The 25,580-nt window shown below is 73.4% G+C and carries 23 protein-coding genes and 1 tRNA gene; 13 read left to right on the plus strand and 11 right to left on the minus strand.

The annotated features are described in order from the left end of the window. Nucleotides 1–12: 12 nt before the first annotated feature. The 3 genes from ACIO5E_RS21845 to ACIO5E_RS21855 all read left to right on the plus strand — a co-directional run bounded on the left by ACIO5E_RS21845 (nt 13) and on the right by ACIO5E_RS21855 (nt 2,566). Entirely contained in the window at nt 13–930 is a 918-nt protein-coding gene (locus ACIO5E_RS21845; protein WP_280684355.1) for an ABC transporter ATP-binding protein, read from the plus strand. Beyond that, nucleotides 927–2,075: an ABC transporter permease gene (locus ACIO5E_RS21850; protein ID WP_400670260.1), complete on the plus strand. Its 1,149-nt coding sequence runs from the start codon at nt 927–929 to the stop codon at nt 2,073–2,075. Before ACIO5E_RS21845 ends, ACIO5E_RS21850 begins: the two co-directional genes overlap by 4 nt. 86 nt (nt 2,076–2,161) lie before the next feature. Beyond that, nucleotides 2,162–2,566, plus strand: a complete 405-nt coding sequence (locus ACIO5E_RS21855; RefSeq protein ID WP_280684351.1) for a globin — start codon at nt 2,162–2,164, stop codon at nt 2,564–2,566. Between the two features lie 30 nt (nt 2,567–2,596). Here ACIO5E_RS21855 and ACIO5E_RS21860 read toward each other — a convergent pair whose 3' ends face one another. The 5 genes from ACIO5E_RS21860 to ACIO5E_RS21880 form a co-directional block, all read right to left on the minus strand. After that, the gene (locus ACIO5E_RS21860; protein WP_400670263.1) at nt 2,597–3,289 is read right to left on the minus strand and encodes a hypothetical protein; all 693 of its coding nucleotides are present in this window, start codon (nt 3,287–3,289) and stop codon (nt 2,597–2,599) included. A gap of 33 nt (nt 3,290–3,322) precedes the next feature. Continuing rightward, nucleotides 3,323–3,766 (minus strand): thioesterase family protein, encoded by a 444-nt coding sequence (locus tag ACIO5E_RS21865; RefSeq protein ID WP_280684348.1) that lies wholly within the window; start codon nt 3,764–3,766, stop codon nt 3,323–3,325. 111 nt (nt 3,767–3,877) lie between these two features. Beyond that, the gene (gene ettA / locus ACIO5E_RS21870) at nt 3,878–5,542 is read right to left on the minus strand and encodes an energy-dependent translational throttle protein EttA (RefSeq protein ID WP_400670266.1); all 1,665 of its coding nucleotides are present in this window, start codon (nt 5,540–5,542) and stop codon (nt 3,878–3,880) included. A 217-nt stretch (nt 5,543–5,759) separates the two neighbouring features. Beyond that, nucleotides 5,760–7,232 (minus strand): Cys-Gln thioester bond-forming surface protein, encoded by a 1,473-nt coding sequence (locus ACIO5E_RS21875; RefSeq protein ID WP_400670268.1) that lies wholly within the window; start codon nt 7,230–7,232, stop codon nt 5,760–5,762. 354 nt (nt 7,233–7,586) lie between these two features. Next, nucleotides 7,587–8,147 carry a single-stranded DNA-binding protein gene (locus tag ACIO5E_RS21880; RefSeq protein WP_400670271.1) on the minus strand — a complete coding sequence of 187 codons (561 nt, stop codon included), beginning with the start codon at nt 8,145–8,147 and terminating at the stop codon, nt 7,587–7,589. 634 nt (nt 8,148–8,781) lie between these two features. Here ACIO5E_RS21880 and ACIO5E_RS21885 point away from each other — a divergent pair. Next, a tRNA-Arg gene (locus ACIO5E_RS21885) sits at nt 8,782–8,857 on the plus strand. A gap of 258 nt (nt 8,858–9,115) precedes the next feature. Here ACIO5E_RS21885 and ACIO5E_RS21890 read toward each other — a convergent pair. Then, nucleotides 9,116–9,733 carry a TetR/AcrR family transcriptional regulator gene (locus ACIO5E_RS21890; RefSeq protein ID WP_400670274.1) on the minus strand — a complete coding sequence of 206 codons (618 nt, stop codon included), beginning with the start codon at nt 9,731–9,733 and terminating at the stop codon, nt 9,116–9,118. A gap of 77 nt (nt 9,734–9,810) precedes the next feature. On the opposite strand from ACIO5E_RS21890, the gene ACIO5E_RS21895 reads away from it, so the two are divergent. Continuing rightward, nucleotides 9,811–10,359 carry a GNAT family N-acetyltransferase gene (locus ACIO5E_RS21895; protein ID WP_400670276.1) on the plus strand — a complete coding sequence of 183 codons (549 nt, stop codon included), beginning with the start codon at nt 9,811–9,813 and terminating at the stop codon, nt 10,357–10,359. An 84-nt stretch (nt 10,360–10,443) separates the two neighbouring features. On the opposite strand, the gene ACIO5E_RS21900 is transcribed toward ACIO5E_RS21895, so the two are convergent. After that, complete coding sequence (locus ACIO5E_RS21900; protein WP_400670278.1) at nt 10,444–11,964, minus strand: MFS transporter; 1,521 nt, start codon at nt 11,962–11,964, stop codon at nt 10,444–10,446. A gap of 152 nt (nt 11,965–12,116) precedes the next feature. Between ACIO5E_RS21900 and ACIO5E_RS21905 the strand changes: the two genes are divergently transcribed. The 3 genes from ACIO5E_RS21905 (at nt 12,117) to ACIO5E_RS21915 (ending at nt 14,408) form a co-directional block, all read left to right on the plus strand. Continuing rightward, nucleotides 12,117–12,806: a TetR family transcriptional regulator gene (locus ACIO5E_RS21905; protein ID WP_400670281.1), complete on the plus strand. Its 690-nt coding sequence runs from the start codon at nt 12,117–12,119 to the stop codon at nt 12,804–12,806. Nucleotides 12,807–12,841: 35 nt separating this feature from the next. Further along, complete coding sequence (locus ACIO5E_RS21910) at nt 12,842–13,651, plus strand: enoyl-CoA hydratase/isomerase family protein (protein WP_400670283.1); 810 nt, start codon at nt 12,842–12,844, stop codon at nt 13,649–13,651. Nucleotides 13,652–13,808: 157 nt separating this feature from the next. After that, on the plus strand, nt 13,809–14,408 hold the full coding sequence (locus tag ACIO5E_RS21915; protein WP_400670285.1) for a hypothetical protein: 600 nt from the start codon (nt 13,809–13,811) through the stop codon (nt 14,406–14,408). A gap of 28 nt (nt 14,409–14,436) precedes the next feature. On the opposite strand, the gene ACIO5E_RS21920 is transcribed toward ACIO5E_RS21915, so the two are convergent. After that, nucleotides 14,437–15,663, minus strand: coding sequence for an acyl-CoA dehydrogenase family protein (locus ACIO5E_RS21920; RefSeq protein WP_280684331.1), 1,227 nt, complete (start codon nt 15,661–15,663; stop codon nt 14,437–14,439). Nucleotides 15,664–15,811: 148 nt separating this feature from the next. On the opposite strand from ACIO5E_RS21920, the gene ACIO5E_RS21925 reads away from it, so the two are divergent. After that, entirely contained in the window at nt 15,812–16,435 is a 624-nt protein-coding gene (locus ACIO5E_RS21925; RefSeq protein WP_400670288.1) for a TetR family transcriptional regulator, read from the plus strand. 106 nt (nt 16,436–16,541) lie between these two features. Continuing rightward, nucleotides 16,542–17,999, plus strand: a complete 1,458-nt coding sequence (locus tag ACIO5E_RS21930; RefSeq protein ID WP_400670291.1) for a cellulase family glycosylhydrolase — start codon at nt 16,542–16,544, stop codon at nt 17,997–17,999. A 31-nt stretch (nt 18,000–18,030) separates the two neighbouring features. Here the strand turns inward: ACIO5E_RS21930 and ACIO5E_RS21935 are convergent, their stop codons facing one another. Then, nucleotides 18,031–20,055, minus strand: a complete 2,025-nt coding sequence (locus ACIO5E_RS21935) for a M3 family metallopeptidase (RefSeq protein WP_400670294.1) — start codon at nt 20,053–20,055, stop codon at nt 18,031–18,033. Between the two features lie 165 nt (nt 20,056–20,220). On the opposite strand from ACIO5E_RS21935, the gene ACIO5E_RS21940 reads away from it, so the two are divergent. Continuing rightward, the gene (locus ACIO5E_RS21940; RefSeq protein WP_400670297.1) at nt 20,221–21,951 is read left to right on the plus strand and encodes a bifunctional 3'-5' exonuclease/DNA polymerase; all 1,731 of its coding nucleotides are present in this window, start codon (nt 20,221–20,223) and stop codon (nt 21,949–21,951) included. 26 nt (nt 21,952–21,977) lie between these two features. Here ACIO5E_RS21940 and dhaM read toward each other — a convergent pair whose 3' ends face one another. Further along, nucleotides 21,978–22,370 carry a dihydroxyacetone kinase phosphoryl donor subunit DhaM gene (dhaM, locus tag ACIO5E_RS21945; protein WP_280684321.1) on the minus strand — a complete coding sequence of 131 codons (393 nt, stop codon included), beginning with the start codon at nt 22,368–22,370 and terminating at the stop codon, nt 21,978–21,980. A 157-nt stretch (nt 22,371–22,527) separates the two neighbouring features. On the opposite strand from dhaM, the gene dhaK reads away from it, so the two are divergent. Next, nucleotides 22,528–23,523 (plus strand): dihydroxyacetone kinase subunit DhaK, encoded by a 996-nt coding sequence (dhaK, locus tag ACIO5E_RS21950; protein ID WP_400670300.1) that lies wholly within the window; start codon nt 22,528–22,530, stop codon nt 23,521–23,523. Between the two features lie 13 nt (nt 23,524–23,536). Next, complete coding sequence (gene dhaL, locus ACIO5E_RS21955) at nt 23,537–24,178, plus strand: dihydroxyacetone kinase subunit DhaL (protein WP_400670303.1); 642 nt, start codon at nt 23,537–23,539, stop codon at nt 24,176–24,178. Nucleotides 24,179–24,262: 84 nt separating this feature from the next. Here dhaL and ACIO5E_RS21960 read toward each other — a convergent pair whose 3' ends face one another. After that, entirely contained in the window at nt 24,263–25,435 is a 1,173-nt protein-coding gene (locus ACIO5E_RS21960) for a PP2C family protein-serine/threonine phosphatase (protein WP_400670306.1), read from the minus strand. Between the last annotated feature and the right edge of the window lie 145 nt (nt 25,436–25,580).

A 25,580-nucleotide genomic window follows, 5' to 3' on the forward strand; every position in this document is an offset into this window, starting at 1 on the left:
GGCTCAGGGCACATGACTGCAGCTATATCCGCCGACGGCATCCGTCAGCGGTACGGGGATGTGCAGGCTGTCGACGGGGTGTCACTCACCGTCGAAGCCGGCGAGTTTTACGGAATCCTGGGCCCCAACGGCGCCGGGAAGACCACCACGATGGAGATCCTGGAAGGCGTCCGCAAGCCGGACGAAGGCCGGGTCGAACTGCTGGGGATGGCCCCCTGGCCGCGCAATCCGAAACTGCTGCCGCGCATCGGCGTGCAGTTCCAGGCCTCCGCGTTCTTCCGGAAACTGACGGCCCGGGAGACCATCCGCACGTTCGCGTCGTTCTACGGGGTCGGCCCCAAGCGCGCCGACGCGATGCTGGAGCGGGTCGGCCTGACCGACAAGGCCGAGGTGATGACCGACCAGATGTCGGGCGGCCAGGCGCAGCGCCTGTCGATCGCCTGCGCACTGGCCCACGACCCGGAGATCGTCTTCCTGGACGAGCCCACCACCGGCCTCGACCCGCAGGCCAGGCGCAACCTCTGGGACCTCCTGCGGGACATCAACAACGAGGGCCGCACGGTCGTCCTGACCACCCACTACCTGGACGAGGCCGAGGTGCTCTGCGACCGGGTCTCGATCATGGACCACGGGAAGATCCTGCACACCGGTGCCCCGGCGACGTTGATCCGCGAGATCGACGACACCGTCCGGATCAGCGTCGCGTCCGGCCAGCTGACCGTCGAGCGCGCCCGTGACCTGCTCACCGCGGCCGGCGCCGACATCGCCACCCTGGAGGACGACAGCGTCTCGCTCTCCGTCTCCACCCGCCTCCCGGCCCCGGTCCTGAGCGTCCTGGCCGAGCAGAACGCGCTGCGCGGCCTCGAAGTGCGCGGCGCCACCCTGGAGGACGTCTTCCTCCAGCTGACCGGACGGGAGTACCGCGCATGACCGCCAGCACCTCCACCGAACCGAAGGTCCCCGCCCAGCGCGGCGGATCGGGCGGCGGCGCGAGCGCCGAGCGGGAGCGGGTCAGCGCGTTCTGGAGCCTGTCCCGCGCGATGCTGCTCGGCATGAAGCGCGACCGCACCGCGACCTTCTTCATCCTGCTCTTCCCGCTGGTGTTCCTGGTGTTCTTCGGCAGCCTGGGCAAGGGGTCCGGCAGCCCGCACGCCAAGGTGGCGCAGGTCGGCGCGGTGAAGCTGTTCGACTCGATGCAGGGCGGCGACCGGGCCGGGCTGGACCAGGTCCTCACCATCACCCGCACCGACGACGAGGCCGCCACGCTGGAGAAGGTCCGCAAGGGCGACTACGACGCGATGATCAAGCAGGGCCCGGACGGCAAGGTCGAGCTGCGTTTCAGCGCCGCCGACACGGTCCGCGCCGGCGCCGTCCAGGGCGTCCTCGACTCGGTGGTCCAGAGCGCCAACCAGAAGGCCACCGGCCAACCGCCCGCCTACGTGCTGGACGCCCAGCAGGTCGAGGACAAGTCGCTCAAGTCGATCCAGTTCCTCACCCCCGGCCTGCTCGGCTGGGCCGTCGCCACCGGCGCGGTGTTCGGTGCCGCACTGACCCTGGTCGGGTGGCGCAAGTCCAAGGTGCTGCGCCGGCTGCGGCTGGCCCCGGTGAGCGCGGGCACGGTCGTCAGCTCCAGGATCCTGGTCTCGCTGCTGACCGCCCTGCTCCAGACCACCGTCTTCCTGGTGGTCGCCACGAACTTCTTCGGACTCAAGCTCACCGGCAACTGGTGGCTGGTCATCCCGCTGGTGGCCTGCGCGACGCTCGCCTTCATGTCGATCGGCCTGCTGGCCGGTTCGGTCGCCAAGACCGAGGAGGCGGCCAACGGCATCTCGCAGGTCATCGTGCTGCCGATGTCCTTCCTGTCCGGCGCGTTCTTCCCGATGGACGGCGCACCGGGCTGGCTGAAGGCCGTCTCCGAGGTCATGCCGCTGCGGTACCTGGTGCAGGCCTCCCAGTCGGTGCTGACCCGCGGCGGCGGCGTCATGGACGCCCTGCCCACCATGGGCGGACTGCTGCTCTTCGCGGCCGTCCTGACCGGCATCGCCTGGAAGCTGTTCAAGTGGGAGGACGCGTAACCGCCTCCCCGCTCGCCTGAGCCCTGCGGGGTCGTACGCCTCTGGTCCCGGTGTACGGCCCCGTCGGCGTCTGCGACCATGGTCGGGTGACAGAGATCCGGCGAGGCACGTTCAGCGAGGAGACCTTCTTCGACCAGGTCGGCGGGGAGCCGACGTTCCGGCGACTGGTCCACCGGTTCTACCAGGGCGTCGCCGAGGACGAGTTGCTCCGGCCGATGTACCCCGAGGAGGACCTCGGCCCGGCCGAGGAGCGGCTGGCCCTGTTCCTGATGCAGTACTGGGGCGGCCCGCGGACCTACGGCGAGCAGCGCGGCCACCCCCGGCTGCGGATGCGGCACGTGCCGTTCAAGGTCGACCGCGCCGCGCACGACGCCTGGTTGAAGCACATGCGGGCGGCGGTGGACGAGCTGGCCCTGCCGGCCGGGGCCGAGCAGCAGCTCTGGGACTACCTCACCTACGCCGCCGCCTCGATGATCAACACCCCGGGCTGACCGGGGCCGGTCCGGCCACCGGGGCGGGTCCTACCTGAGCGGGCTGAGCCCCAGGCCCGCGCCGGGCGCGGCCACGGTCCGGACCGCCACCGAGCCGGCCGGGGCGCTCAGCCGCAGCCAGCCGCCCACCCGGTGCACGGTGAGCGGGGCGCCGGGCTTCAGGAAGCCGATCACGTACGCCGCGTGCACCGCCCGCAGCGGCAGCTCCGGCAGCGCGGCGACCGGGCGGGACCAGATCTCGTCGGCCAGCGCGTCCAGCACCGCGCGGCTGCGGTGGTGCTCCGGGACGGCCTCGCTGCGCTCTCGGAACTCCCGTACGCCGGCCATCAGTTCGGGGTACACCTCGGCCGCCGGCGGCGCCCCGACCGGCCGCCAGCCGGTGCGCGGCGGCAGCAGCCCGGCCCAGGCGGGGCCGGTCACCGGGGCGGGCAGCGCGACGGTGCCCGCCTCGCCGTCCACCCCGTCCAGCAGTTGGCCCGCCGAGACCGTCAGATCGACCGGCTCGCCCAGCCCGGTCAGCCGGGCGGTGCGGATCGCCAGCGCGCCCGAACCGCCCAGCGGCAGCCGCCCGAAGACCGCCAGCACGCCGTCGTCCTCGGCCGGGGCCACCGCCTGCAACCGGACGGCCGCCGCCCGGTCGAAGCGCAGCAGTCGCAGCAGGAAGGCGGAGAGGTCGGCGGCCTCGCCGGCGTCGGTGAGGGCGAGACGGGCGGTGATGGTCAACGCGGGTCAGCTCGAATCGTCGGAGGTGGGCGCTCAGGCGGCGACTACGGCGGGCTCCTCGTCCATGAACCGGGACAGGAACTCCCGCTCCACGGGCGAGATCCGGCGCGGCCGGCCCTCGGCCAGGTCGTAGGGGACGACCACGGTGGACGCCCGGACGTACACCGTCTCGGTGCCGTCCTCGGCGACGTCCTTGATCTCGTAGGACACGGTCAGCGAGGCGCCGCCGATGCGGGTCACCCGGGTCTCGATGGTGACCGGCTCCGGCCGGTGCACCAGCGGAAGCTTGTAGTCGATCTCGTGGCGGGCCACCACCGAGCCGCCCGCGAACTCCCCGGCGCCGGCCTCGGCGGCCTGGGTGAACATGAAGTCGATCCGGGCCTCCTCCAGGTAGCGCAGGAAGACCACGTTGTTGACGTGTCCGAAGGCGTCCATGTCGGACCAGCGCAGCGGGCAGGCGTAGATGTGGCGGGCCACAGGGGTTCTCCTCGACGTCCGATCGCCCGCCGCCGTGCGGTGGCGGCGGGCCCGCGGCCCCGGCAGGCCGCCCCGGAGGGCAGTCTGCCGGGCCGCTGTGACGGCTGGGTGTCAGCCGCGGGTCAGCTTCTTGTACGTGGCCCGGTGCGGGCGGGCGGCGTCGGCGCCGAGCCGCTCGATCTTGTTCTTCTCGTACGACTCGAAGTTGCCCTCGAACCAGAACCACTTGCTCTCGCCCTCGTAGGCGAGGATGTGGGTGGCCACCCGGTCCAGGAACCAGCGGTCGTGGGAGATGACCACGGCGCAGCCGGGGAACTCCAGCAGGGCGTTCTCCAGCGAGGAGAGCGTCTCGACGTCGAGGTCGTTGGTGGGCTCGTCGAGGAGCAGCAGGTTGCCGCCCTGCTTGAGGGTGAGCGCCAGGTTCAGGCGGTTGCGCTCACCACCGGACAGCACGCCGGCCGGCTTCTGCTGGTCCGGGCCCTTGAAGCCGAAGGCCGACACGTAGGCGCGGGACGGCATCTCGACCTGGCCGACGTTGATCCAGTCCAGACCGTCGGAGACGACCTCCCAGAGGGTCTTCTTCGGGTCGATGTTGGAGCGGGTCTGGTCGACGTAGCTGATCTTGACGGTCTCGCCGACCTTGACCTTGCCGGAGTCCGGCGTCTCCAGGTCCTGGAGCATCTTGAACAGCGTGGTCTTGCCGGCGCCGTTGGGGCCGATGATGCCGACGATGCCGTTGCGCGGCAGGGTGAAGCTGAGGTCGTCGATCAGGATCTTCTCGCCGAAGGCCTTGGAGAGGTTCTCCACCTCGATGACGACGCTGCCCAGACGCGGGCCCGGCGGGATCTGGATCTCCTCGAAGTCCAGCTTCCGCATCTTGTCGGCCTCGGCCGCCATCTCCTCGTAGCGGGCGAGACGGGCCTTGGACTTCGCCTGGCGGCCCTTGGCGTTGGAGCGGACCCAGTCCAGCTCCTCCTTGAGCCGCTTGGCGCGCTTGGCGTCCTTCTGGCCCTCGACCTTGAGCCGGGACTGCTTGCTCTCCAGGTAGGTGGAGTAGTTGCCCTCGTAGCCGATCGCGCGGCCGCGGTCGAGCTCCAGGATCCAGCCGGCCACGTTGTCCAGGAAGTACCGGTCGTGGGTGACGGCGACGACGGTGCCGGCGTACTTGGCCAGGTGCTGCTCCAGCCAGTTCACCGACTCGGCGTCCAGGTGGTTGGTGGGCTCGTCGAGCAGCAGCAGGTCGGGGGCCTCCAGCAGCAGCTTGCAGAGCGCGACGCGGCGCTTCTCGCCACCGGAGAGCTTGGTGACGGCCCAGTCGCCGGGCGGGCAGCCCAGCGCGTCCATGGCCTGCTCCAGCTGGGCCTCCAGGTCCCACGCGTTGGCGTGGTCCAGGTCCTCCTGGAGCTTGCCCATCTCGTCGAGCAGCGCGTCCGAGTAGTCGGTCGCCATCAGTTCGGCGATCTCGTTGAAGCGGTTGAGCTTCCCCTTGATCTCCTTGACGCCGTCCTCGACGTTCTCCAGGACGGTCTTGGACTCGTCGAGCGGCGGCTCCTGGAGCAGCATGCCGACGGTGAAACCGGGCGAGAGGAAGGCGTCGCCGTTGGAGGGGTGCTCCAGGCCGGCCATCATCTTCAGCACGGTGGACTTGCCCGCGCCGTTGGGGCCCACGACGCCGATCTTCGCCCCGGGGAGGAAGCTGAGCGTCACGTCGTCAAGGATGACCTTGTCTCCGTGCGCCTTGCGCACCTTGCGCATCGTGTAGATGTATTCCGCCACGTGAGATCGCTCCGGCGTCGTCGGGAGTATTCGGCTTGCAGCCTTCCATTGTGCCGCACCCGGCCGGGAGCCCCGAACGCCCGGGGTGCCCCACAGGGGTATCCGCAGCGTGCCGCCGAAACGCGCGGGCCCGGCCCCCCGCAGCGGGTGCGGGGAGCCGGGCCGGGTGTCGCCTCAGTGCCTCAGGAGGTCAGCGCCTCCGGGCCGGCGAGGCGGTTCAGGCGGTGGTGCGACCGTGGCGGCCACGGCGGCGCAGGACGAAGACCGCGGCGCCACCGGCCAGGACCAGGGCACCGGCGACGCCGGCGAGGATCGGGGTCGAGTCGCTGGCACCGGTCTGGGCCAGGCCACCGGTGCCCGGGGCCGAGCTGCTGGCGGCCGGGGTCGGGTGCGCTGCGGCGGCGGTGCTGGCACCGGCCGACGGGGTGCCCGCCGACGGGGTGCCGGCCGGGGCGGCCGGGCTCGGGGTGCCGCTCGCGGCCGGGGTCGACGGGCCGGAGGACGGGGTCACGGCGCTGACCGGCTTGCAGTCGAGGACGCCCTTGAACTCCTTGGTGTAGCCGTTCGGGCCGGTGACGGTGATGTCGTAGGCGGCCTTCTCGGCGACCTGGACGACCAGGCTCTCGGTCTTGCCCGGCTGGACGGTCAGCTGCTTGCCCGGCTTGACCGTGACGGTGGCGGCCTCGTCACCGCCGTTGGTGACGGCGACGCGCACGCCGTTGCTCTCGCACTCGACCTGGGCGGTGCTGTCGACCAGCGCGCCCTTGCCCTGCTTCCAGGTGGCCTTGGCGGCGGCGGCGACGCTGAGCTTGCTGGAGCCGGCCAGGATCATGGTCTGGCTGTGGTCCTCGGCGGTGTAGCCCTTGCTGAGGAAGACGCGGCCGCTGGGCACGACGGTGTCGGCGGTGGCGTTGAGGGCGGCCGCGCCGTCCGGGGTGCCGGCCGGCACGTCGAGGAAGAGCTGGGTGTTGGCGATCGGGCCGGCGACGGTGGCACCGACCGGCTTGCCGTCCTTGTCCAGCAGCTTGACCTTGTCGGCGGCGTCGCCGGAGACGGCGAGCTTCACCTCGCTGGCGCTGGAGCTGAGGGTGAACGGGCCGAGCTTGCCGCCGGACTTGCCGGAGACGGAGTCCGGGTTGAGGGCCAGCGAGGGCTTGGGCTCGGCGGCGATGCCCTTGTTGGCGTCGCTGAGCAGGTAGTCGCGCAGCTTCTTGGCCTTGGCGTTGCGCGGGGTCGCGTTCTTGCCGTCCGAGTACTTCCAGATCGCGGCCTGGGTACCGGCGGCGGCGTCCTCGGCGGTCAGGCCGTCGACGCCGACGGTCTTGCCGAGCGCCGTCAGGTCCTTGACCTGCGGGTAGGAGTTCTCCAGGATCCAGCGGATCTTGGCGGCGTCCTGCGCCTTCTCCTTGCGACCGAGGGAGCTCGACTTCCAGTCGGACTCCTGGTACTCGATCTTCTTGTTGATGTTGACCGGGAAGCCGAAGTCGATGCAGTAGGTCTGCAGCTCGCCGTCGGCGGTCTTGAGGGTGAACAGACCGCCGTCGACCGTGCCCTCGCCGTCGACGTCGATCTTCTCGCTGATCATCGTCGGCTGGACGACCGCGGTGACGCCCGAACCCGGGGCGCCGGCCGCAGCCGCCGCACCGGCCGCGAACAGCCCCCCGCCCAGCGCCAGGCTGGTCGTGAGCATGACAGTGGTTATGCGGGGGAGATTCCGCACCTGCCTCTGGAACATCTGGGATCCCTCCGGGCCGGGCCGCGCCGATGGGCAGCCCGCCGACTTGCCGTGCCGCGGGCGCCCCCTGTGGCGCCGCTGCGGGGTATGAACCAGACGAATCCTATTGAGCCCCGCAGGCCCCGAAACCCCCATGCGAAATCAGGACGATACCGTATCTGGATCGTTATCAACCCCCTCAGTTCCCACACAAGCTGACGATCAGCCAGAATCTCCTCACCGCTTTTCGTTATCCGGACGAGATTGCGCGTGCGGGCGCAACAACGGTCTCGATCAACATATTTGTCGACAGTTAAGGTCATCGACCAGTCAGATCAGCGCAGCCTGCTCGCCACCTCCCGGCTCCCCCTCGGCCACCCGGCTCCGCTCCCCCACGGCCGCGGCCGCCTGCGCCGAGGCCACCGCCGAGGCCTTCCGCGCCTCCAGCGCGTCCGCGATCCACCCCGGCACCACCTCTCCTCCGGCCTGCGCCCCGGCCGGCCCCGCCGCGCCCGGCGGCTGCCCGCGCACCCCCGCCGCCCAACGGAACGCCGAGGTACCGCGAGTGAGGTCGTGTCCGACCGATCGGGCGTCGATCTCGACCTTGGTGCGCTTCACCTCTCCGTCGGCCCACTCCCGCACCCGCAGCCGACCGCTCACCAACACCGGATCACCCTTGGCGAGCGAGCCGATCAGGTTCACCGCCAGCGCCCGCCAGGCCGTCACCGTCAGCCACTGCGTCTCGCCGTCCACCCAGCACTCGCGCTGCCGGTCGTACCGGCGCTCGGTGCAGCCGAGCCGGAAGTTGGCCATCGGCACCCCGCCCCCCGTTTCGCCGTAGCTCACCTCCGTCGCGACATTGCCGACGACCGTCACATGCGTCTCGTTCACAGCACACTCTCCGTTCTCGCCGATGCACCGTACGGAATCGACCGGTGCGCGTTGAGAGTGCGCTTCACGGGAAATCCCCGCCAGGGAGTTCCGAAATCCTGTGGATAACTCGACGCTGTGGAAAACAAGTGTCACTCGCAGGGGTGAATTTCGGCCTTTCAGCAGCCCTTCGCGCCCATCTCATCGCGGCCATGACAACAAACGGGCTGCTCGCCGACCCCCACCGGCACGCCCCGGAACGCCCGGAGCCGACCGTCCGCGCACGTCATCCGACCGAAGGAACCCGAATACGGCCCCCCTCCCGCACCGATGGCGGCACATTCTCCGTGCCGAATCCATAACGGGTGAGGCGGCAGCCCCGTAACGACTGCACAACGTCCGGCGCGGAACACTGCCAGACCGCTGCACTCACGGCGTTCACCTGCGATTATCGGACCGCTCCACCGAACCGACACACCAACGGCGGTGTCGTCGAACCCGGCCGAGGAACTGGACACCCTTATCCTGTCCCCGACAGGGCGAGGGCCCACCAACCCCCACCCCCACCCTCAGGTACGGGGCCGGACACGCGCGCCCTCGGCGCTCGTCGCCCGAACCCGGCCACGGTCACGCCCACCCGGGCGCAGCCCGTCCCGCCCCCATAGCTCAGCGGATAGAGCACCCGCCTTCTAAGCGGTAGGTCGCAGGTTCGAATCCTGCTGGGGGCACCACTCCGCCATTCCCGCAGGCCGCCAGGCCGGCGGCCGCATTGCCCGGCCGCCGCGGACCGCCCGGAAATCCCGTACACCGACCGCCCGATTCCGTGCACCCACCGCGCATAACCCGTGACGATGCGTGTCATGGACGCAGCCGAAATCCCGGGCGAATCACGCCCCCGGGACAATTGCCCCAGGCGGCGCGCCGGCGACCCGAACGGCGGCACGGGCCGAGACCCGACCCGCGGCCCGCCCGGCAACCCCGCCGGCGGCTCAGCCGGTGGCCGCGAGCCCGGCCAGATGGGCGTCCAGCAGAGCGGCCTGGCGCTCGGACGGGAACTCCGCCGGGGCGAACAGCGCCTGCACCACCAGGCCGAGCACGAAGGCCTGCGCGCCGGCCGCGAGGGCGGCGGCGTCGGCCTCGGCCGGGAGCTCCCCGAGCCGCTGGGCGTCCGCGACGTGCGCCGCGAGGGCCTCGCGCGAGCGGGCGTAGCGGCCCGCGTGCGCGGCCGCGAGCTCGGGTTCGGCGAGGGCGACGTCCCAGGAGCCGACCCAGATCCGGTTGTCGGCCGCCGCCGCCCCGTCCAGCGGCAGGATGTCGAGCAGCGCGGCCCGCAGCCGGGCCAGCCCGGCGGGTGGCACCGGGGCACCGTCGGCGGGGGCGGCGCGCCGGGGGCGGGAGCCGGAGCGCCGGTCGAGCTCCTCCAGCGCGTGGCTCAGCAGGGCCCGCTTGCTGGGGAAGTAGTGCGTCAGCAAACCGGTGGAGGCGCCCAGTTCGGCGGCCACCGCGCGCAGGGTCAGCCCCTCGAAGCCGCGGCTGGACAGCACCCGCCACACACCCTCGGACACTTCCAGGCGGCGGGCGTCATGGTCTCCACGGGCGGGCGTCATGGCGGCCATCGTACATACCAAACGTTTGTTATGTATGGTTCCCAGCGAGCACCGCGCATCCCCCGAAAGGCCCGCCCATGTTTGCCGTACCGCTTGCCGAGAACGCCGAGCTGCGCCCGCTGGAGCCGTGGCAGGCGGCCGAGTTCCTGGCCCACATCGACCGCGCCCGCGCCCACACCGACCCGTGGATCCCCTGGGCCACCCGCTCCACCGACCTCGCCTCCGCCCGCGCCACCCTGCAGCGCTACGCCGACCAGCAGGCCGCCGACACCGGCCGGATCTACGGCATCTGGCTGGACGGCACGCTGGTCGGCGGCGTGATGTTCGTGGCGTTCGGCGTCGAGTCCGGCAACTGCGAGATCGGCGTGTGGACGGAGCCCGCCGGCGCGGGCCGCGGCCTGGTCACCGCCGCCGTCCGGCACCTGCTCGACTACGCCTTCGTCATCCGGGGCCTGCACCGCGCCGAGTGGTGGACCACCTCGGACAACGCCCCCAGCCGGGCCGCCGCCCAGCGGGTCGGCATGAAGCTGGACGGCGTGCTGCGCGAGTTCTTCCTGCACAACGGCGTCCGGCACGACATGGAGGTCTGGTCGCTGCTGGCCGCCGAGTGGACGTCCGAGGCCTGACCGAACGCGGCGGGGCCCGGTGGACACCCCGTCCACCGGGCCCCGCACCGTCCCTCCCCCTCAGGGCGCCGACGCCGGCCGCCCTCAGGCCGCGAGCACCGGCGGCTCCTGCCCGGACCGCTCCGCCCCCGCCGCGGCCCCCCGCAGCCGCAGCGCGAGCAGCAGGACCAGCGCCAGCATCCCGCCCGCCGACAGGAACACCACGTCGACGGCGTCCGTGAAGCTGCGCAGCGCGTGCTCGCGGGCCGCGCCGCCGAGCGTCCGGACGGCGCCGAGCGGCCGGCCGGGCTCGCCCGCCGCGAAGACCCGGGCCAGCACGGTGCCGAAGAGCGCCGCGCCGAGCGCGCTGCCGAGGCTCTGGAAGAAGCGGATCCCGCTGGTCGCGACACCGAGCTGGTGCCGGGGTGCGGCCTCCTGGACCACCGTGATCAGCTGGCCGATCAGCTGGCCCAGCCCGCAGCCCAGCAGGGCGAGTTCGCCGCACACCGCCCACAGCCCGGTGGTCGGCCCGCTGAGGCCGAGCAGGGCGAGGGCCAGCGCGGCACAGCCCGCGCCGGCCACCAGGAAGGTCTGCGTGGCGTGGCCGCGGGCGGTCAGCCGGCCGGTCAGCAGCCCGACCGCCGTCATCCCGGCCGCCATCGGGATCAGGTAGAGACTGGCCGAGGTCGGGGCGACGCCGCGGGCGATCTGCAGGTAGAGCATCACGTAGACGATCGAGCCGGTCATGCCCATCCCGACCAGGCCCTGGATCGCGAAGCCGAGCCGCACCTCGCGGATCCGGAACAGCGACAGCGGCAGCACCGGCTCGGCGGCGGTGGCCTGGCGCCACAGGAAGAGGCCGAGCGCGGCCAGGGTGGCGGCGGCCAGCCCGAGGATCACCGGGGAGGTCCAGGCGTGGTCCTTGCCGCCCCACTCGGTGACCAGCAGCAACCCGGTGGCGAAGGCGGCGACCAGGGTCGCGCCGAGGAAGTCCAGACCACGCCGTCCGGCCGCCGGCGGCAGCTTGATCACCAGGGCGGTGCCGACCAGGACGAGCAGGCCGAGCGGCAGGTTGACGTAGAAGATCCAGCGCCAGCTGAGGTGGTCGGTGAACAGCGCGCCGACCAGCGGGCCGACCGCCATGCCGATGCCCGCGACGATCCCGCCCATCGCGCCGCCCTTGCCGCTGCCGCGCTCGGCCGGGTCCTTGAGATGGGCGATGACCACCATGGTGACGCTCATCAGCCCGCCGCCGCCGATGCCCTGGAGGGCCCGGAAGGCGATCAGCTGTCCCATCGACTGGGCCGCCCCGCAGAGCGCCGAGCCGAGCAGGAAGGTGCCGACCGCGCCGAGCAGCACGCGCTTGGCGCCGTACACGTCGCAGAGCTTGCCGTAGAGCGGCAGCAGCGCGGTGGCGGCCAGTGCGAAGGCGCTGACCAGCCAGGGGAGGCGGTCGACGCCGTGGACGGGGTCGAGTTCGCGGACGATCGGCACGGTGGCCGCGGACACGATGTTCATGTCGAGCACGGCCAGCACGATCGTGACCAGGCAGATCAGCAGGGCCAGGCCGCGCCGGGCCGGGGTCATCACGGCCGGGTCGGGTGTGGTCGGTACGGCGGTCGCCATCGGAAAGTCCCCCAGGGTCAACGGAGTTCGGCCCGGACCGATGCGGTCCGGCGGGCAGGCCACCACCATGACAGTGTTTTTGTACTTGGTCAATTCTTCGTCTGAGCCCATTGTTCTGCCAAGTCAATCTTTGATCCTGGTACAGTCGCCCCATGGCGACGCACACCGGCTTGGACCTCGGACCCGACCGCGACCTCGACGCGCTCCCGCTGCGCGAGCGCAAGAAGATCCAGACCGCCATCCGGATCTGGCGCACGGCCGTCGGGCTGTTCGCCGAGCGGGGCTTCGACCAGGTCTCGGTCGCCGAGATCGCGGCCGCCGCCGAGGTCTCCAAGATGACCGTCTTCAACTACTTCCCCACCAAGGAAGACCTGGTCATGAGCCCGATGGAGCAGCACCTCGACGAGTCGGCCCGGGTGGTGCGCGAACGCGCCCCGGGCACCTCGGCGGTGATCGCGCTGCGCGAGCAGTACCTCGCGGCGCTCGAACGCTTCGACCCGGCCACCGGCCTGAACGACGACCGGGTCGTGGTGGACGTGGTCCGGCTGATCCACCGCACCCCGACGCTGGCGATGCGCGCCACGGCCGGTTTCGACGCCCGGGCGAGAGCCCTGCTGACCGACGAGCTGCTCGCCCAGGACCCGGCCCACGACGAGCTCACCGCCCAGATCGCGGCGGCCCAACTGCTCGTCACCCGGCTGACCCTGACGACCGACAACCAGCGCCGGATGCTGGCCGGCGAGAAGCCGGCGGACGTCCTGCCCGGCGCCCTCGACCGGGCCCGCCGCGCCTTCGACCTGGTCGAGCGGGGCCTCGGCGACTACTGCGCCGGCACGTCCTGAGAGAGTGGGCGCACCACGACCGCCCGGAGGTGCGCATGGACCAGCCGCTGCTCACGCGGGACCGCTCCGCCCTGCCCGTCCACGCCCAGGGTCTGCACGCGTACGTCGGCGAGGACGGCGTCGCCGTCCTGGAGTTCGCCCGCCCGCACCGGCGCAACGCGGTGACCCTGGCGATCTGGCGGGAGCTGCCCGAGGTGCTGGTGCGCCTCGCCGAGCACCCGGGGGTGCGCGCCCTGCTGCTCACCGGCGCCGGCGGCACCTTCAGCGCGGGTGCGGACATCACCGAACTCGCCGAGGTGTACGGCGATCCGGAGCGCGCGGACGCCTACCACACGGTCAACGTCGCCGCCGAGGAGGCGCTGGCGGCCTTCCCGCATCCGACCATCGCCGTGGTGCAGGGCGCCTGCGTGGGCGGCGGCTGCCAGCTGGCCGTCGCGTGCGACCTGCGGTTCGTCGCCGAGGACGCCCGACTGGGGATCACCCCGGCCAAGCTCGGCGTGGTCTACCCGGCGGTGCCGACGCTGCGGCTGGCCCGGCTGGTCGGCCCGGCCCGCGCCAAGTACCTGCTGTTCTCCGGCGAGTTGGTGGCGGGCCGCGACGCGCTGCCGCTGGGCCTCGCCGAGCGGGTCCTGCCGGGCGCCGAACTGGACGCCGCGGCACTGGAGTTCGCCCGGCTGCTGACCCGGCGCTCGACCCAGACGATCGGCGCGGTGAAGGCCGCGCTGGCCGTCCCGGCGGAGCAGGCCGCGCAGGCGCTGGCGCCCTGGGAGCGCCGCTCCCGGGAGGCCTCGGACGTGCACGAGGGGCTGGCCGCGTTCCTGGCGGGCCGCCCGGCGCGGTTCTGAGCGGACCGGGCCGACAGCAGCCGGCCGACGCGGACCCGTCGACGCGGACCGGGCCGGTAGGGCGCCCAACCGGCGGCCCGCGTACGATCATCCGACCGGCGCGCCGAGCCGTCGGACCGTCCCCTCCCCCACCGTCCCCACCGGAGCAGCAACCCCGATGACCGAGGCCACGACCGCCCCCACCAGCCGGACGATCTGGGCCCGCCGGGTCACCGACGGCGTCGAGCCGAAGAACGTGATCATCGCGCTGCTCCCGCTGCTCGGCTGCATCCGCTACGGCTGGGCCGGCCTCGGCTGGGCGGTCTTCGCGGCCCTGTTCGCGGCCGTCATCCCGACCCTGTTCATCCAGCGCGGCATCCGCAAGGGCACCCTGGAGGACCGCCACGTCGGCCACCGGCAGCGCCGGCTGACCGTCATCCCGTTCATCATGGGCTCGGTCGCGACCGCCTTCGCGGTGATGCTCTGGCTGGACGCCCCGGCCGACCTGACCGCGATGGTGCTGGCGATGTTCGCCTCGCTGATCCCGATCCTGGCGATCACCGTCTGGTGGAAGGTCTCCGTGCACACCGCCGTCGCCGCCGGCGCGGTGGTCTGCCTCGGGATCGCGCTCGGCCCGCTGTGGCTGCTGCTCTCCCCGCTGGTCGCGGTGATCGGCTGGTCCCGGGTGGTGCTGCGGGACCACACCACCGCGCAGACCGTCGTCGGCGCGGCGGTGGGCGCGCTCACCGCCGGGCTCACCTTCTGGGCGGCCCGTTAGGGCTTGGTCGGGCCGGCCCCGCCGGGCGTCAGCGGATCGGCATCCCGGATATCGCCCGGGCGATCACCAGCCGCTGGATCTCGCTGGTCCCCTCGAAGATCGAGTAGATCGCGCTGTCCCGGTGCATCCGCTCCACCGGGTACTCCCGGGTGAAGCCGTTGCCGCCGAGGATCTGCATCGCCTGCGCGGTGACCCACTTGGCCGTCTCCCCCGCGTACAGCTTGGACATCGAGCCCTCGGCCGCGGTGAACGGCTGGTTGTTGGCGGCCATCCAGGAGGCCCGCCACACCAGCAGCCGGGAGGCGTCGATCCGGGTCTTCATGTCGGCGAGCTGGAAGGCCACGCCCTGGTTGTCGATGATCGGGCGGCCGAACTGCTCGCGGGTCTTCGCGTAGTCCAGCGCCACCTCGTACGCGGCCCGGGCGATGCCGATCGCCTGCGCGCCGACGGCGGGCCGGGAGGCCTCGAAGGTGGCCATCGCCGCGTTGCCCCTGCCGCCCGAGCGCTTGACGCCCTCGCGGGCCCGGGCCAGCCGCTCGTCCAGCTTCTCCTTGCCGCCGAGCAGGCAGCTGCCGGGCACCCGGACGCCGTCCAGCACCACCTCGGCGGTGTGCGAGGCGCGGATGCCGTGCTTCTTGAACTTCTGGCCCTGGCTCAGCCCGGGGGTGCCCGGCGGGACGACGAAGGAGGCGTGCCCGCGCGCGCCGAGGTCCGCGTCGACGGTGGCGACGACGACGTGGACGGCGGCGATCCCGCCGTTGGTGGCCCAGGTCTTGGTGCCGTTCAGCACCCACTCGTCCTTGGCCTCGTCGTACACCGCCCGGGTGCGCAGCGCGGAGACGTCGGAGCCGGCGTCCGGCTCGGAGGAGCAGAACGCGGCCACCTTGAGGTCGTCCGGGGTGCCGAACATCTGCGGGGTCCAGGTGCCGATCTGCTCGTCGGTGCCGTTGGCGAGCACCGCGACGGCGGCCAGGGTGGTGCCGACGATGGACAGCCCGATGCCCGCGTCGCCCCAGAACAGCTCCTCCATGGCGATCGGGATGCCGACGCCGGAGGGGTCGAAGTACTGCTGGGCGTAGAAGTCCAGTGAGTAGATGCCCAGCTTGGCGGCCTCCTGGATGATCGGCCAGGGGGTCTCCTCGCGCTCGTCCCACTCGGCCGCGGCGGGGCGGACGACGTCCGCGGCGAAGCCGTGCAGCCAGTCGCGTACGGCGAGCTGGTCCGCGCCCGGGTCCAGCGAGAACGTGCTGCTCATGGTGCTTGCCTCCGAAGAAGGGTGCGGCCGACCGGGGGGTGTTACCTCGGGTAACATCGTCGGAGTCTGCTACTGATTGGTAACCGGTGTCAACGCCCAGCACCGCCCCCGCACCACCCCGTACACCACCGACCGCGAGGAGCAGCGCATGTCCCGAGAGCCCCGCCGCGAGCAGTTGCTCAACGCCGCCGACCGGGTCATCCAGCGGGACGGGCCGACGGCCAGCATGAACGCCATCGCCGCCGAGGCCGGCATCACCAAACCGATCCTCTACCGACACTTCGGCGACCGGAACGGCCTGATCAGCGCCCTCACCGAACGCCACACCAGCGGCCTGCTGGCCGCCGTCCGGGCCGCCCTCGCCGAACCGCTGGAGCGCCGCGACCGGGTCGAGCACGTCCTGGACACCTACCTGGCCGGGATCGAGGCCCGCCCGCAGGTGTACCGGCTGCTCACCCACCCCGAACCGGGCAACCCGGGCGGGGTCGGCAACGCGCTCGCCCCCGCGCTGCGGCAGATCGCCGAGGAGATCACCCGGGCCGTCCAGAGCCAGGTCGACCTCGGCGCCGACCGCGACCTGCTCGCCGAGGCCTGGGGCCGGGGCATCACCGGCATGGTGCTGGCGGCCGGCGACTGGTGGCTGAACAGCAGACCCTGCTCGCGCACCCGCATGGTGCAGGCGCTCGCCGACCTGCTCTGGGGCCGCCTGGCCGCCGCCGCGGACCGGCCCACCCCCGCCCTGCCGACCCCTCCGGTCGAACCCGCCGACTGAACCCGCCGGCCGAACTGCTCTCCAGCGCAGCCCCCTTGTGCCGCCCACCGCGGTCCGGGCATCATCGGGCCCCCACCCCTTCGCTGCGTGCCCCCGCGAGGTCCCGATGCGCCTGCGCCGCACCGTCGTCGCCCTACTGCTCGCCGCCGCCACCCTCACCGCCGCACCCGTCACCCCCGCGGCCGCGTACGGCGGCCCGCCCGCGCGGTTCCCCGCCGGTACGGTCACCGGCCCCGACGGCCGCACCGCCTTCACCGACGCCCAGGGGCGCCGCCTCCAACTGCGCGGCTTCAACCTGGACAAGTACGCCGAGGCCACCGAGGCCGACATCAAGTCCGTGGCCGCACAAGGCTTCACCCTGATCCGGGTGGCGGTCTCCTGGACCAGGCTGGAGCCCGTCCACGGCCACCTCGCCCCGGCCGAACTGCACCGCCTGCGCCAACTCCTCGGCTGGGCAGACCGGTACGGCCTGCTCGCCCTGATCGACTTCCACCAGGACGTCTACGGGCCGAAGTTCGGCGGCGGCGACCGCGGCATCCCGCCCTGGGCCACCCGGGACGACGGTCTGCCGTTCACCCCCGACCCGAACGACTGGTTCGCCGGCTACTTCCAGCCCGCCGTCCAGGCCGCCTTCCGCCACCTCTACGACGACCCCGACCTGCGCGCCTGGCAGGCCGACTTCTACACCCGGCTCGCCCTCGAACTGCGCGGCCACCGCTCGCTGCTGGGCTACGACCTGTTCAACGAGCCGTTCGGCCCGGTGGACGGCGACCCGACCGACCCGGCCGTGCTCGCCGCCGCCTCCGCCGCCCTCGAACAGGGCCGGCTCGCCGACATGTACCGCCGCCTGATCGCCGCCGTGCGCCGGGTCGACACCCGCGCCTGGCTGTTCGTCGAACCGACCGTCCTGGTCGGCCAGGGCGTGCCCACCCGGTTGCCCGGCTTCGAGGACCCGCGCCCCGGCCCGGCCCGGCTCGGCTACGCGCCGCACTTCTACGACACCGCGGTCGAGAACGGCGCCGACTGGGACCCGTCCGACGGCTTCGTCGAGCGCTACACCGCCGCGATCGCCGCCTACCCCGCCGCCCACCGCCTGCCGGTCCTGGTCGGCGAGTGGGGCCCGCCCGACTCCCGCAGGCCGGGCAACACCCAACTGGTCCGCCGGCAGGTCGCCGCCATGGACGGCTTCGCCGAGGGCTGGACCATGTGGTACTGGTGCCGCGGCACCGGCGGCTACTGCGCGCTCGACCCGGCCGGGCACCCCGCCCCCGGTGACGAGCCCGCCTTCGGCCCGTACCCGGCGGCCGTCGCCGGGGCCGGGGTGAGCACCACCGCCACACCCACCGGGCACACCGTCCGCTGGAGCGCCGACGGCACCCGGCACAGCACCGAACTCGTCCTGCCCCCGGCGGCGTTCCCCCGCGGCGCCCGGGTCGCCGCCACCCCCGCCACCGCCCGCGTCGACGTCGAGCAGCCGTACGGCGGGCGGGCCGGCACCGCCCGGATCCGGCTCCCGCACGCGAGCCCGGGCACCCCGGTGACGGTGACGGTCACGCCGCGCTGACCGCCACCGGGGCACACCCGGCAGACAACCGCTAGACCAGCCCCCGCCGCGCCAGCAGCGGCCCGATCTCCGGCGCCCGGCCGACCACCGCGCGGAAGGACTCCAGCGGGTCCCGGCTGAAGCCGCGCGCCAGCAGCTCGCGCCGGAACAGCTCACCGCTCTCCCGCACCGGGCGCCCGTTGCCCTCGAACCACTGCACGGTGTCGGCGTCCAGCACCTCCGACCAGATGTACGCGTAGTACCCGGCGCTGTAGCCGCTGGAGAAGATGTGCTGGAAGTACGCCGTCCGGTAGCGCGGCGGGATCGCCGGCACCGCGATCCCGGCCTCCGCCAGCACCCGCGCCTCGAACTCCTCGGCGTCCTCGATCTCCCCGCCCTGCGGCACGGTGTGCCAGGCCCAGTCCAGCAGCGTCGCCGCCAGGTACTCCACCGTCCGGAAGCCCTCCCCGAAGCCCTCGGCCGCCACCATCCGCTCGACCAGCGCGGCCGGCAGCGGCTCCCCGGTCACGTGGTGGCGCGCGTAGCTGGCCACCACCTCCGGCCGGACCATCCACATCTCGTTGACCTGCGAGGGGAACTCGACGAAGTCCCGGGGCACCGCGGTGCCCGCGAACAGCGGGTACCGCACGTCCGAGAACAGCCCGTGCAGCGCGTGCCCGAACTCGTGGAAGAGCGTGCGCACCTCGTCCCAGGCCAGCAGCACCGGCTCGCCCGGCGCGGGGCGCGCGATGTTCAGGTTGTTCAGCACCACCGGGCGCCGGCCGGTCAGCCCCGACTGGCCCACCAGCTCGTCCATCCAGGCGCCGCCGCGCTTGGACGCCCGGGCGTGGAAGTCGCCGATGAACAGGCCCAGCGAACCGCCGTCCTCCTCGAACACCTCGAAGACCCGCGCGTCCGGGTGGTAGGCGGTCAGGTCCGGCCGCTCGGTGAAGGTCAGCCCGTACGCCAGCTTCGCGGCGAGGAACACGCCGTCGTGCAGCACCCGCTCCAGCTCGAAGTACGGGCGCAGCACCGCCGCGTCCACCTGGTACGACTCCTGCCGCACCTTCTCCGAGTAGTACGCCCAGTCGTGCGCGGCGATCTCCTCGATCCCGTCCGCGGCCGCCACCTTGGCCAGCTCGGCGGCCTCCCGGCGGGCGTTGGCCACCGCCGGCCCCACCAGCCGGGCGAGCAGCCCGGACACCGCCTCCACCGTGCCGGCGGTCTCGTCCTCGACCACGTACGCGGCGTGGCTCGGGTGCCCCAGCAGCGCGGCCCGCTCGGCGCGCAGCGCGGCCATCCGGATCGCCAGCGGGCCGTTGACCGCCGCGCCCCGGCCGAGCGAGGCCGCCAGCAGCCGCTCGCGCACCGACCGGTCGGTGAGCAGCGCCAGTTCGGGCTGGCCGGAGGTGCTCTTCAGGGACAGCACGAACCGGCCCTCGTGGCCGAGCACCCGGGCGTTCTCCGCAGCGGCGGCGACCGCGTCCGCGGACAGCCCGTCCAGCTCCTCGGCCGTGTCCACGACCAGCGCGGCGGCCTTGGTGGCGGCGTTCACGTTCTGCTGGAACGTCGTTCCGAGCGCGGCGAGTTCGGCGTTCAGCCCGCGCAGCCGGGCCTGCTCGGCCTCGCCCAGCCGGGCGCCGGAGCGGACGAAGCGGATGTGCCGGGTCTCCAGCAGCCGCAGCGACTCCGGGTCCAGGCCCAGCTCGGCACGGCGCCCGTACAGCTCCTCGATCCGGGCGAACAGCGCGCGGTCCAGGTGGATCGCGTCGTGGTGCGCGGCCAGCAGCGGGCTCACCTCGGCGTCCACCTCGTCGACCAGCTCGCTGGTGTCGGAGGCCGACTGGTTGCGGAACACCGCGTCCACCCGGCGCAGCAGCTCCCCGGAGCGCTCCAGGGCGACCAGGGTGTTGTCCACGGTCGGCGGCTGTGGATCGGCGGTGATCGCCGCGATCTCGGCCAACTGCTCGGCCATCCCGCGCTCGTAGGCGGGCAGGTAGTGCTCCGGCCGGATCGCGGCGAAGGGCGGCAGTTCGTAGACCAGGGAGCTGGGCTTGAAGAACGGGTTCTCGGTCATTTCGCCGACCATACGCCGTGTCCCCGACCCTGCCTATGCGCCCCCGCCCCCGGGACACGCCCGTTGTCGTACCCACCCGTTAACGTCGAGGTCGGACACCCGTAGACCGCACATCCGTGCCCGTACCCGCACGCCCGACCAGCGCGCCGGAGAGGAGACGCCCCCGTGGCACCCAGGACGGCCCTCGCCCCCGATCCGCACGGCCCGGGCGGCCGGCTCCAGCCGCTCGACGACGCCGGCACCCCGCTCGGTCCGCCCGAGCGCGTCCCCGACCTCGCCGCCGCCGTCGCCGCCCGGGAGGCCGCCGGGAGCGCTCGTCCGCTGGGGCCGCGCTGGGTGTGGGCCGCCGCCGAGAGCGCCTACGCGCCGCTGCTGCCCCGGCTGCCCGACCGGCTCGCCCGCTGCCACGACCTGCGCCTCGTCGAGGCCCTGCTGCTCACGCACGAGGGCCGGTTCGGCGCGCCGCGCTCGCTCGGCGCCGCCTGGTGCCGGCTGCGCGGCCTGCCCGTCCCGGACGACCTGCCCGAGCCCGGCTCCGCCGAGTCCGACGACGGGCAGGACACCCTGTTCGCCCCCGACCGGCTGCAACTGCCGCCCGGCGCCGACCCGCTGGCCGCCGTCGTCGCCGTCCACGCCGAACAGCAGCGCCGGCTCGCCGCGATCGCCGACCCGGCCGCCCGGCAGCGGTTCCGGCTGCTGGTCGCCGCCGAGTCCGCCGGGGCGCTGGTGGCCGCCGAGATGGCGTACGACGGACTGCCCTGGCGCGGCGACGTCCACGACCGGCTGCTGACGGAGCTCCTCGGCCCCCGCCCGACCGTCCCCGGCACCCAGCCGCGACTGCTCGCCGAACTCTCCGCCGAGCTCCAACAGGCCCTCGGCGGGCGCCCGTTCAACCCCGACTCGCACACCCAGGTACTGCGCGCCTTCGCCGAGAACGGCGTCCAGCTCGGCTCCACCCGCTCCTGGGAGCTCAAGCGCGTCGACCACCCGGCCGCCGCGCTGCTGATCCGCTACAAGGAGCTGTCCCGGATGCACGCCGCGCACGGCTGGGCCTGGCAGGACGCCTGGGCCCGCGGCGGCCGGTTCCGGCCCGAGTACGTGGTCGGCGGCGTGGTCTCCGGGCGCTGGGCCAGCCGCGGCGGCGGCGCGCTGCAGATCCCGCGCATCCTGCGCCGCGCCGTCGTCGCCGACCCCGGCTGGCTGCTGGTCGTCGCCGACGCCGCCCAACTGGAGCCCCGGGTGCTCGCCGCCCTCTCCCAGGACGCCGGGCTGGCCCGCACCGCCGCCGGCGGCGACCTGTACGAGGCGCTGGCCGCCAACGCCTTCCAGGGCGACCGCGACAAGGCCAAACTCGGCCTGCTCGGCGCCATGTACGGGCAGACCAGCGGCGACATCGGCCCGCTGCTGAACACCCTGCACCACCGCTACCCCGCCGCGATGGGCTACGTCGAGGCCGCCGCCCGCACCGGCGAGGACGGCGGCGTGGTCGCCTCCCGGCTCGGCCGGGTCTGCCCGCCCGCCTCCGCCGAGTTCCTCGACCTCGCCGAGGCCCCCGGGACGGCCGGCGAGGCCGGCGGGCGGCAGGCGCGCGCCCGCGGCCGCTTCACCCGCAACTTCGTCATCCAGGCCAGCGCCGCCGACTGGGCGCTCGCCCTGCTCGCGGCCCTGCGCCGCCGACTCAGCGCCCTGCCGGTGACCGACCCGGCGGACCGGCCGCACCTGGTGTTCTTCCAGCACGACGAGGTGATCGTGCACACCCCGGCCAACCTCGCCGACGCGGTGGCGGCGGCGGTCGCCGAGTCCGCCGAGGAGGCCCGGCACCTGGTCTTCGGCGACACCCCGGTCCGCTTCCCGCTCACCACCGCGGTGGTGGACTGCTACGCGGACGCCAAGTAGCCGACACCGACTCGGCCGGACGAGCCCTACAGCTTCCGGAAGCCCCGGGCGTCCTCGGCCGCCGCCACCACCTCGGCCAGCGCCGCCCCGGTCGAGGCGGTGACGGCGGCCGCCACCGCGCCCTCCACGAACGGCGCGTCCACCAGCCGCGCGCCCGGGCGCGGCTCGTCCTCCAGCACGGTGACGGCGGTGAGCACCGAACTCCCGAGGTCCGGCAGCACCACCACGCCCGCCCCGCCGTCCGCCTCGGCGACGGCCCGCGCGATCAGGTCGTAGCTGGTGCCGAGCCCGCCGTCCTCCGTCCCCGCCGCACACACCACCCGCACGCCGCCGGGGGCGAGTTCGACGAGCAGCTCGCGCAGTCCTGCGGCCAGCCGGGCGCTGTGCGAGACCAGGACGATACCTACGTGTTCGCTCATGTCTGCGACCCTACGACCGGACGCCACTACTCCGGGCGGGTGACGGGAAACCCGCGTGTCGCACCCCGTGCCCACAACCCCCGGCTGGCGTAGCGTCGGGGCAGCGCCGTCTGCCGCACGGCCCGCCGAAGCGTCCTGACCGAGGGAGCGAAGAGCGTTGAAGAAGCTGATCAACACCCCGGAGAGCGTCCTGGAGGACGCGCTGGCCGGAGTCGCCGCCGCCCATCCCGAACTGACGGTGGACCTCCCCAACCGGGTGATCACCCGGGCCGCCCGCCCGGCCGCGCCCAAGGTCGCGGTGATCTCCGGCGGCGGCTCCGGGCACGAGCCGCTGCACGGCGGCTTCGTCGGCCCCGGCATGCTGGACGCCGCCTGCCCCGGCGAGATCTTCACCTCCCCGGTGCCGGACCAGATGCTGGCCGCCGCCAAGGCGGTGGAGAGCGGCGCCGGCGTCGTCTTCGTGGTGAAGAACTACACCGGCGACGTGATGAACTTCGAGCTCGCCGCCGAACTCGCCGTCGAGGAGGGCCTGGCGGTCCGCACCGTCCTGGTCGACGACGACGTCGCGGTCGAGGACTCCACCTGGACGGCCGGCCGCCGCGGCACCGGGGCGACCGTCCTGGTCGAGAAGACCATCGGGGCGCTGGCCGAACGCGGCGCCCCGCTCGACGAGGTGGCCGCCCTGGGCGAGCGGGTCAACGCCGCCTCCCGTTCCTTCGCCGTCGCGCTCACCGCGGCCACCGTCCCGGCCGCCGGCAAGCCCGGCTTCGACCTGCCGGAGGACGAGATCGAGGTCGGCGTCGGCATCCACGGCGAGCCCGGCCGCCGCCGCGAGAAGCTGCGCCCGGCCCGCGAGCTGGCCACCGAGGTGGTCGACACCATCCTCGCCGACCGTCACCTGACCCCGGGCGACGAGGTGATCGCCCTGCTCAACGGCCTCGGCGCGACTCCCCTGTTGGAGCTGTACATCGCCTACGGCGAGGTCGCCGCCCGGCTCGCCGAGCGCGGCATCACGGTGGCCCGCAGCCTGGTCGGCAACTACGTCACCAGCCTGGACATGGCCGGCTTCTCGCTCACCCTCACCAAGGCCGACGCACAGCTGCTGGAGCTGTGGGACGCGCCCGTCGACACCCCCGCCCTCAAGCGGGCCTGAGCAGGGAGACGGCATGGACTTCGACACCCCGCTGTTCGACACCGCACTGGCCGAGGCCTGGGTCCGCGCGATCGCCGCGGCCGTCGAGAAGGAGCAGGCCCGGCTCACCGAACTGGACTCGGCGATCGGCGACGGCGACCACGGCAGCAACCTCCAGCGCGGCTTCGGCGCCGTCCTGGCCGCCCTCGACGACCTCCGGCCGGTCGGCCCCGGCGCGGTCCTGACCAAGACGGGCAGCACGCTCATCTCCAAGGTCGGCGGCGCCTCCGGCCCGCTCTACGGCAAGGCCTTCCGCGCCATCGGCGCCGCCCTGCCCGACCCGGCCGGCCCGGCCGACGTCGCCGAGGCCCTGGCGGCCGGTCTGGACGCCGTCCGCGCGCTCGGCAAGGCCGAGCCCGGGGACAAGACCATCGTCGACGCCTACACCCCGGCCGTCGCCGCCTTCCGCGCCACGGCCGCCGCCGGTGCCGCCCTGCCCGAGGCCGCCGCCGCGGCCGCCGACGCCGCCGAGCAGGGCGCCCGCGACACCGTCCCGCTCCAGGCCCGCAAGGGCCGCGCCTCCTACCTCGGCGAACGCAGCATCGGCCACCAGGATCCGGGCGCCACCTCCACCGCCCTGCTCTTCCGCGCCCTCGCCGACGTCACCGCGGGCTGAGGCCCACCCGGCCGTCCGGGCCCGTCCCGTCCTCCTCCCCGCGCGGCCGCCCGTGCGGCGAGGAGGACTCGGACAGCCCGCCCCTCAGCCGTCCGTCCTGGCGATCAGCAGCAGCAGCGCGTCGTCCCGCAGCTGCCCGCCCGTGTGCGCCAGCAGGTCCGCGTACACCCGCCCCACCGCCGCCTCCAGCTCCCCCGCCGAGCGCGCGGCGCCCCGCACCAGCGGCCCGACCCGCTCCTCCAGCGGGTAGAACTCCCCGCTCTTGCGGTGCCGTGCCTCGATCACCCCGTCCGTGCAGAGCACCAGCACGTCCTCCGCCCCGAACGGCTGGTCCCAGCTGGCCGGCTCGCCGGCCGCCAACCGTCCGAGGCCCAGCGGCACCCACGGGTCGGGGGCGTCCAGCACGTGCGCCCGCCCGTCGCCGTCGACCCGGATCGGCGGGACGTGCCCGTACTGCAGCAGTTCCATCACCCCGGGCGAGCGGAACTCGGCGAACAGCGCGGTGGTGAACTCCCCGTCCGGCACGTGCCGCTCGACGCTGGCCTCGATCCGCGCCGCGACGCCCCGCAGCCCCGCCTCGTCGTACGCGGCCTCGCGGAACGCGCCCAGCACCACCGCGGCCGTCTGCACGGCGCCGAGCCCCTTGCCCCGGACGTCCCCGACCGCGACCCGGATCCCGTGCGGCGTCTCCAGCACCGAGTACAGGTCCCCGCCGATGAGTGAGGCGTCGGCCGCCGACACGTACCGGACGGCCAGCCGCAGCGGCCCGACCGCCGGCCCGGGCAGCCGCAGCAGGGCCCGCTGGGCCGCCTCGGCGACGGAGCTGACGGCCGCGAAGGCCGCCGCGCGCCGCATCCGGATCTTGGCGACCCAGGCGGAGAAGAGCGTCAACACGACGTAGCTGACCATCGCACCGTAGAGGAAGCGTGCGTCGTTGATGTTGTCGACCTCGTCGTAGTGGCTGAGCCCGAAGACCGCGAGCAGGCCGAGCGAGCAGACCGCGAGCAGTTCACCCGGCTTGAGGGTGAGCGCGGCGACGGCCGGGACGACGGTCATCAGCGGCGCGAGGTAGCGGTCCTTGCCGGAGAGGAGGTCGGCGAGTGCGACCAGGAGGACGGCCAACAGGGCCGGGCTGGCCCGCCGCCAGAACGGCACGTCCTGGAGGTCGGCGGCGAGCAGGGCGCCGCGCCGCCGCTCCGGCGACAGCCCCGCGGCGGGGGGAGTCGACGGGGACTGGGCACGACGGATCGGAAACACATACCGAACATAAGGGACGATCACCGCGCCCAGCCATCCGCCCGCCCCACGTCGGGCCGCCGGGTCCGCCGACCCGCCGCGAACCAGCCCCCATCATCACCAAATGTCCTATTTGTCATACAGTTCGACCAAAAGTGGCTACCCC

This window comes from Kitasatospora sp. NPDC087314, from assembly GCF_044744365.1.
Taxonomy (GTDB): Bacteria; Actinomycetota; Actinomycetes; order Streptomycetales; family Streptomycetaceae; genus Kitasatospora.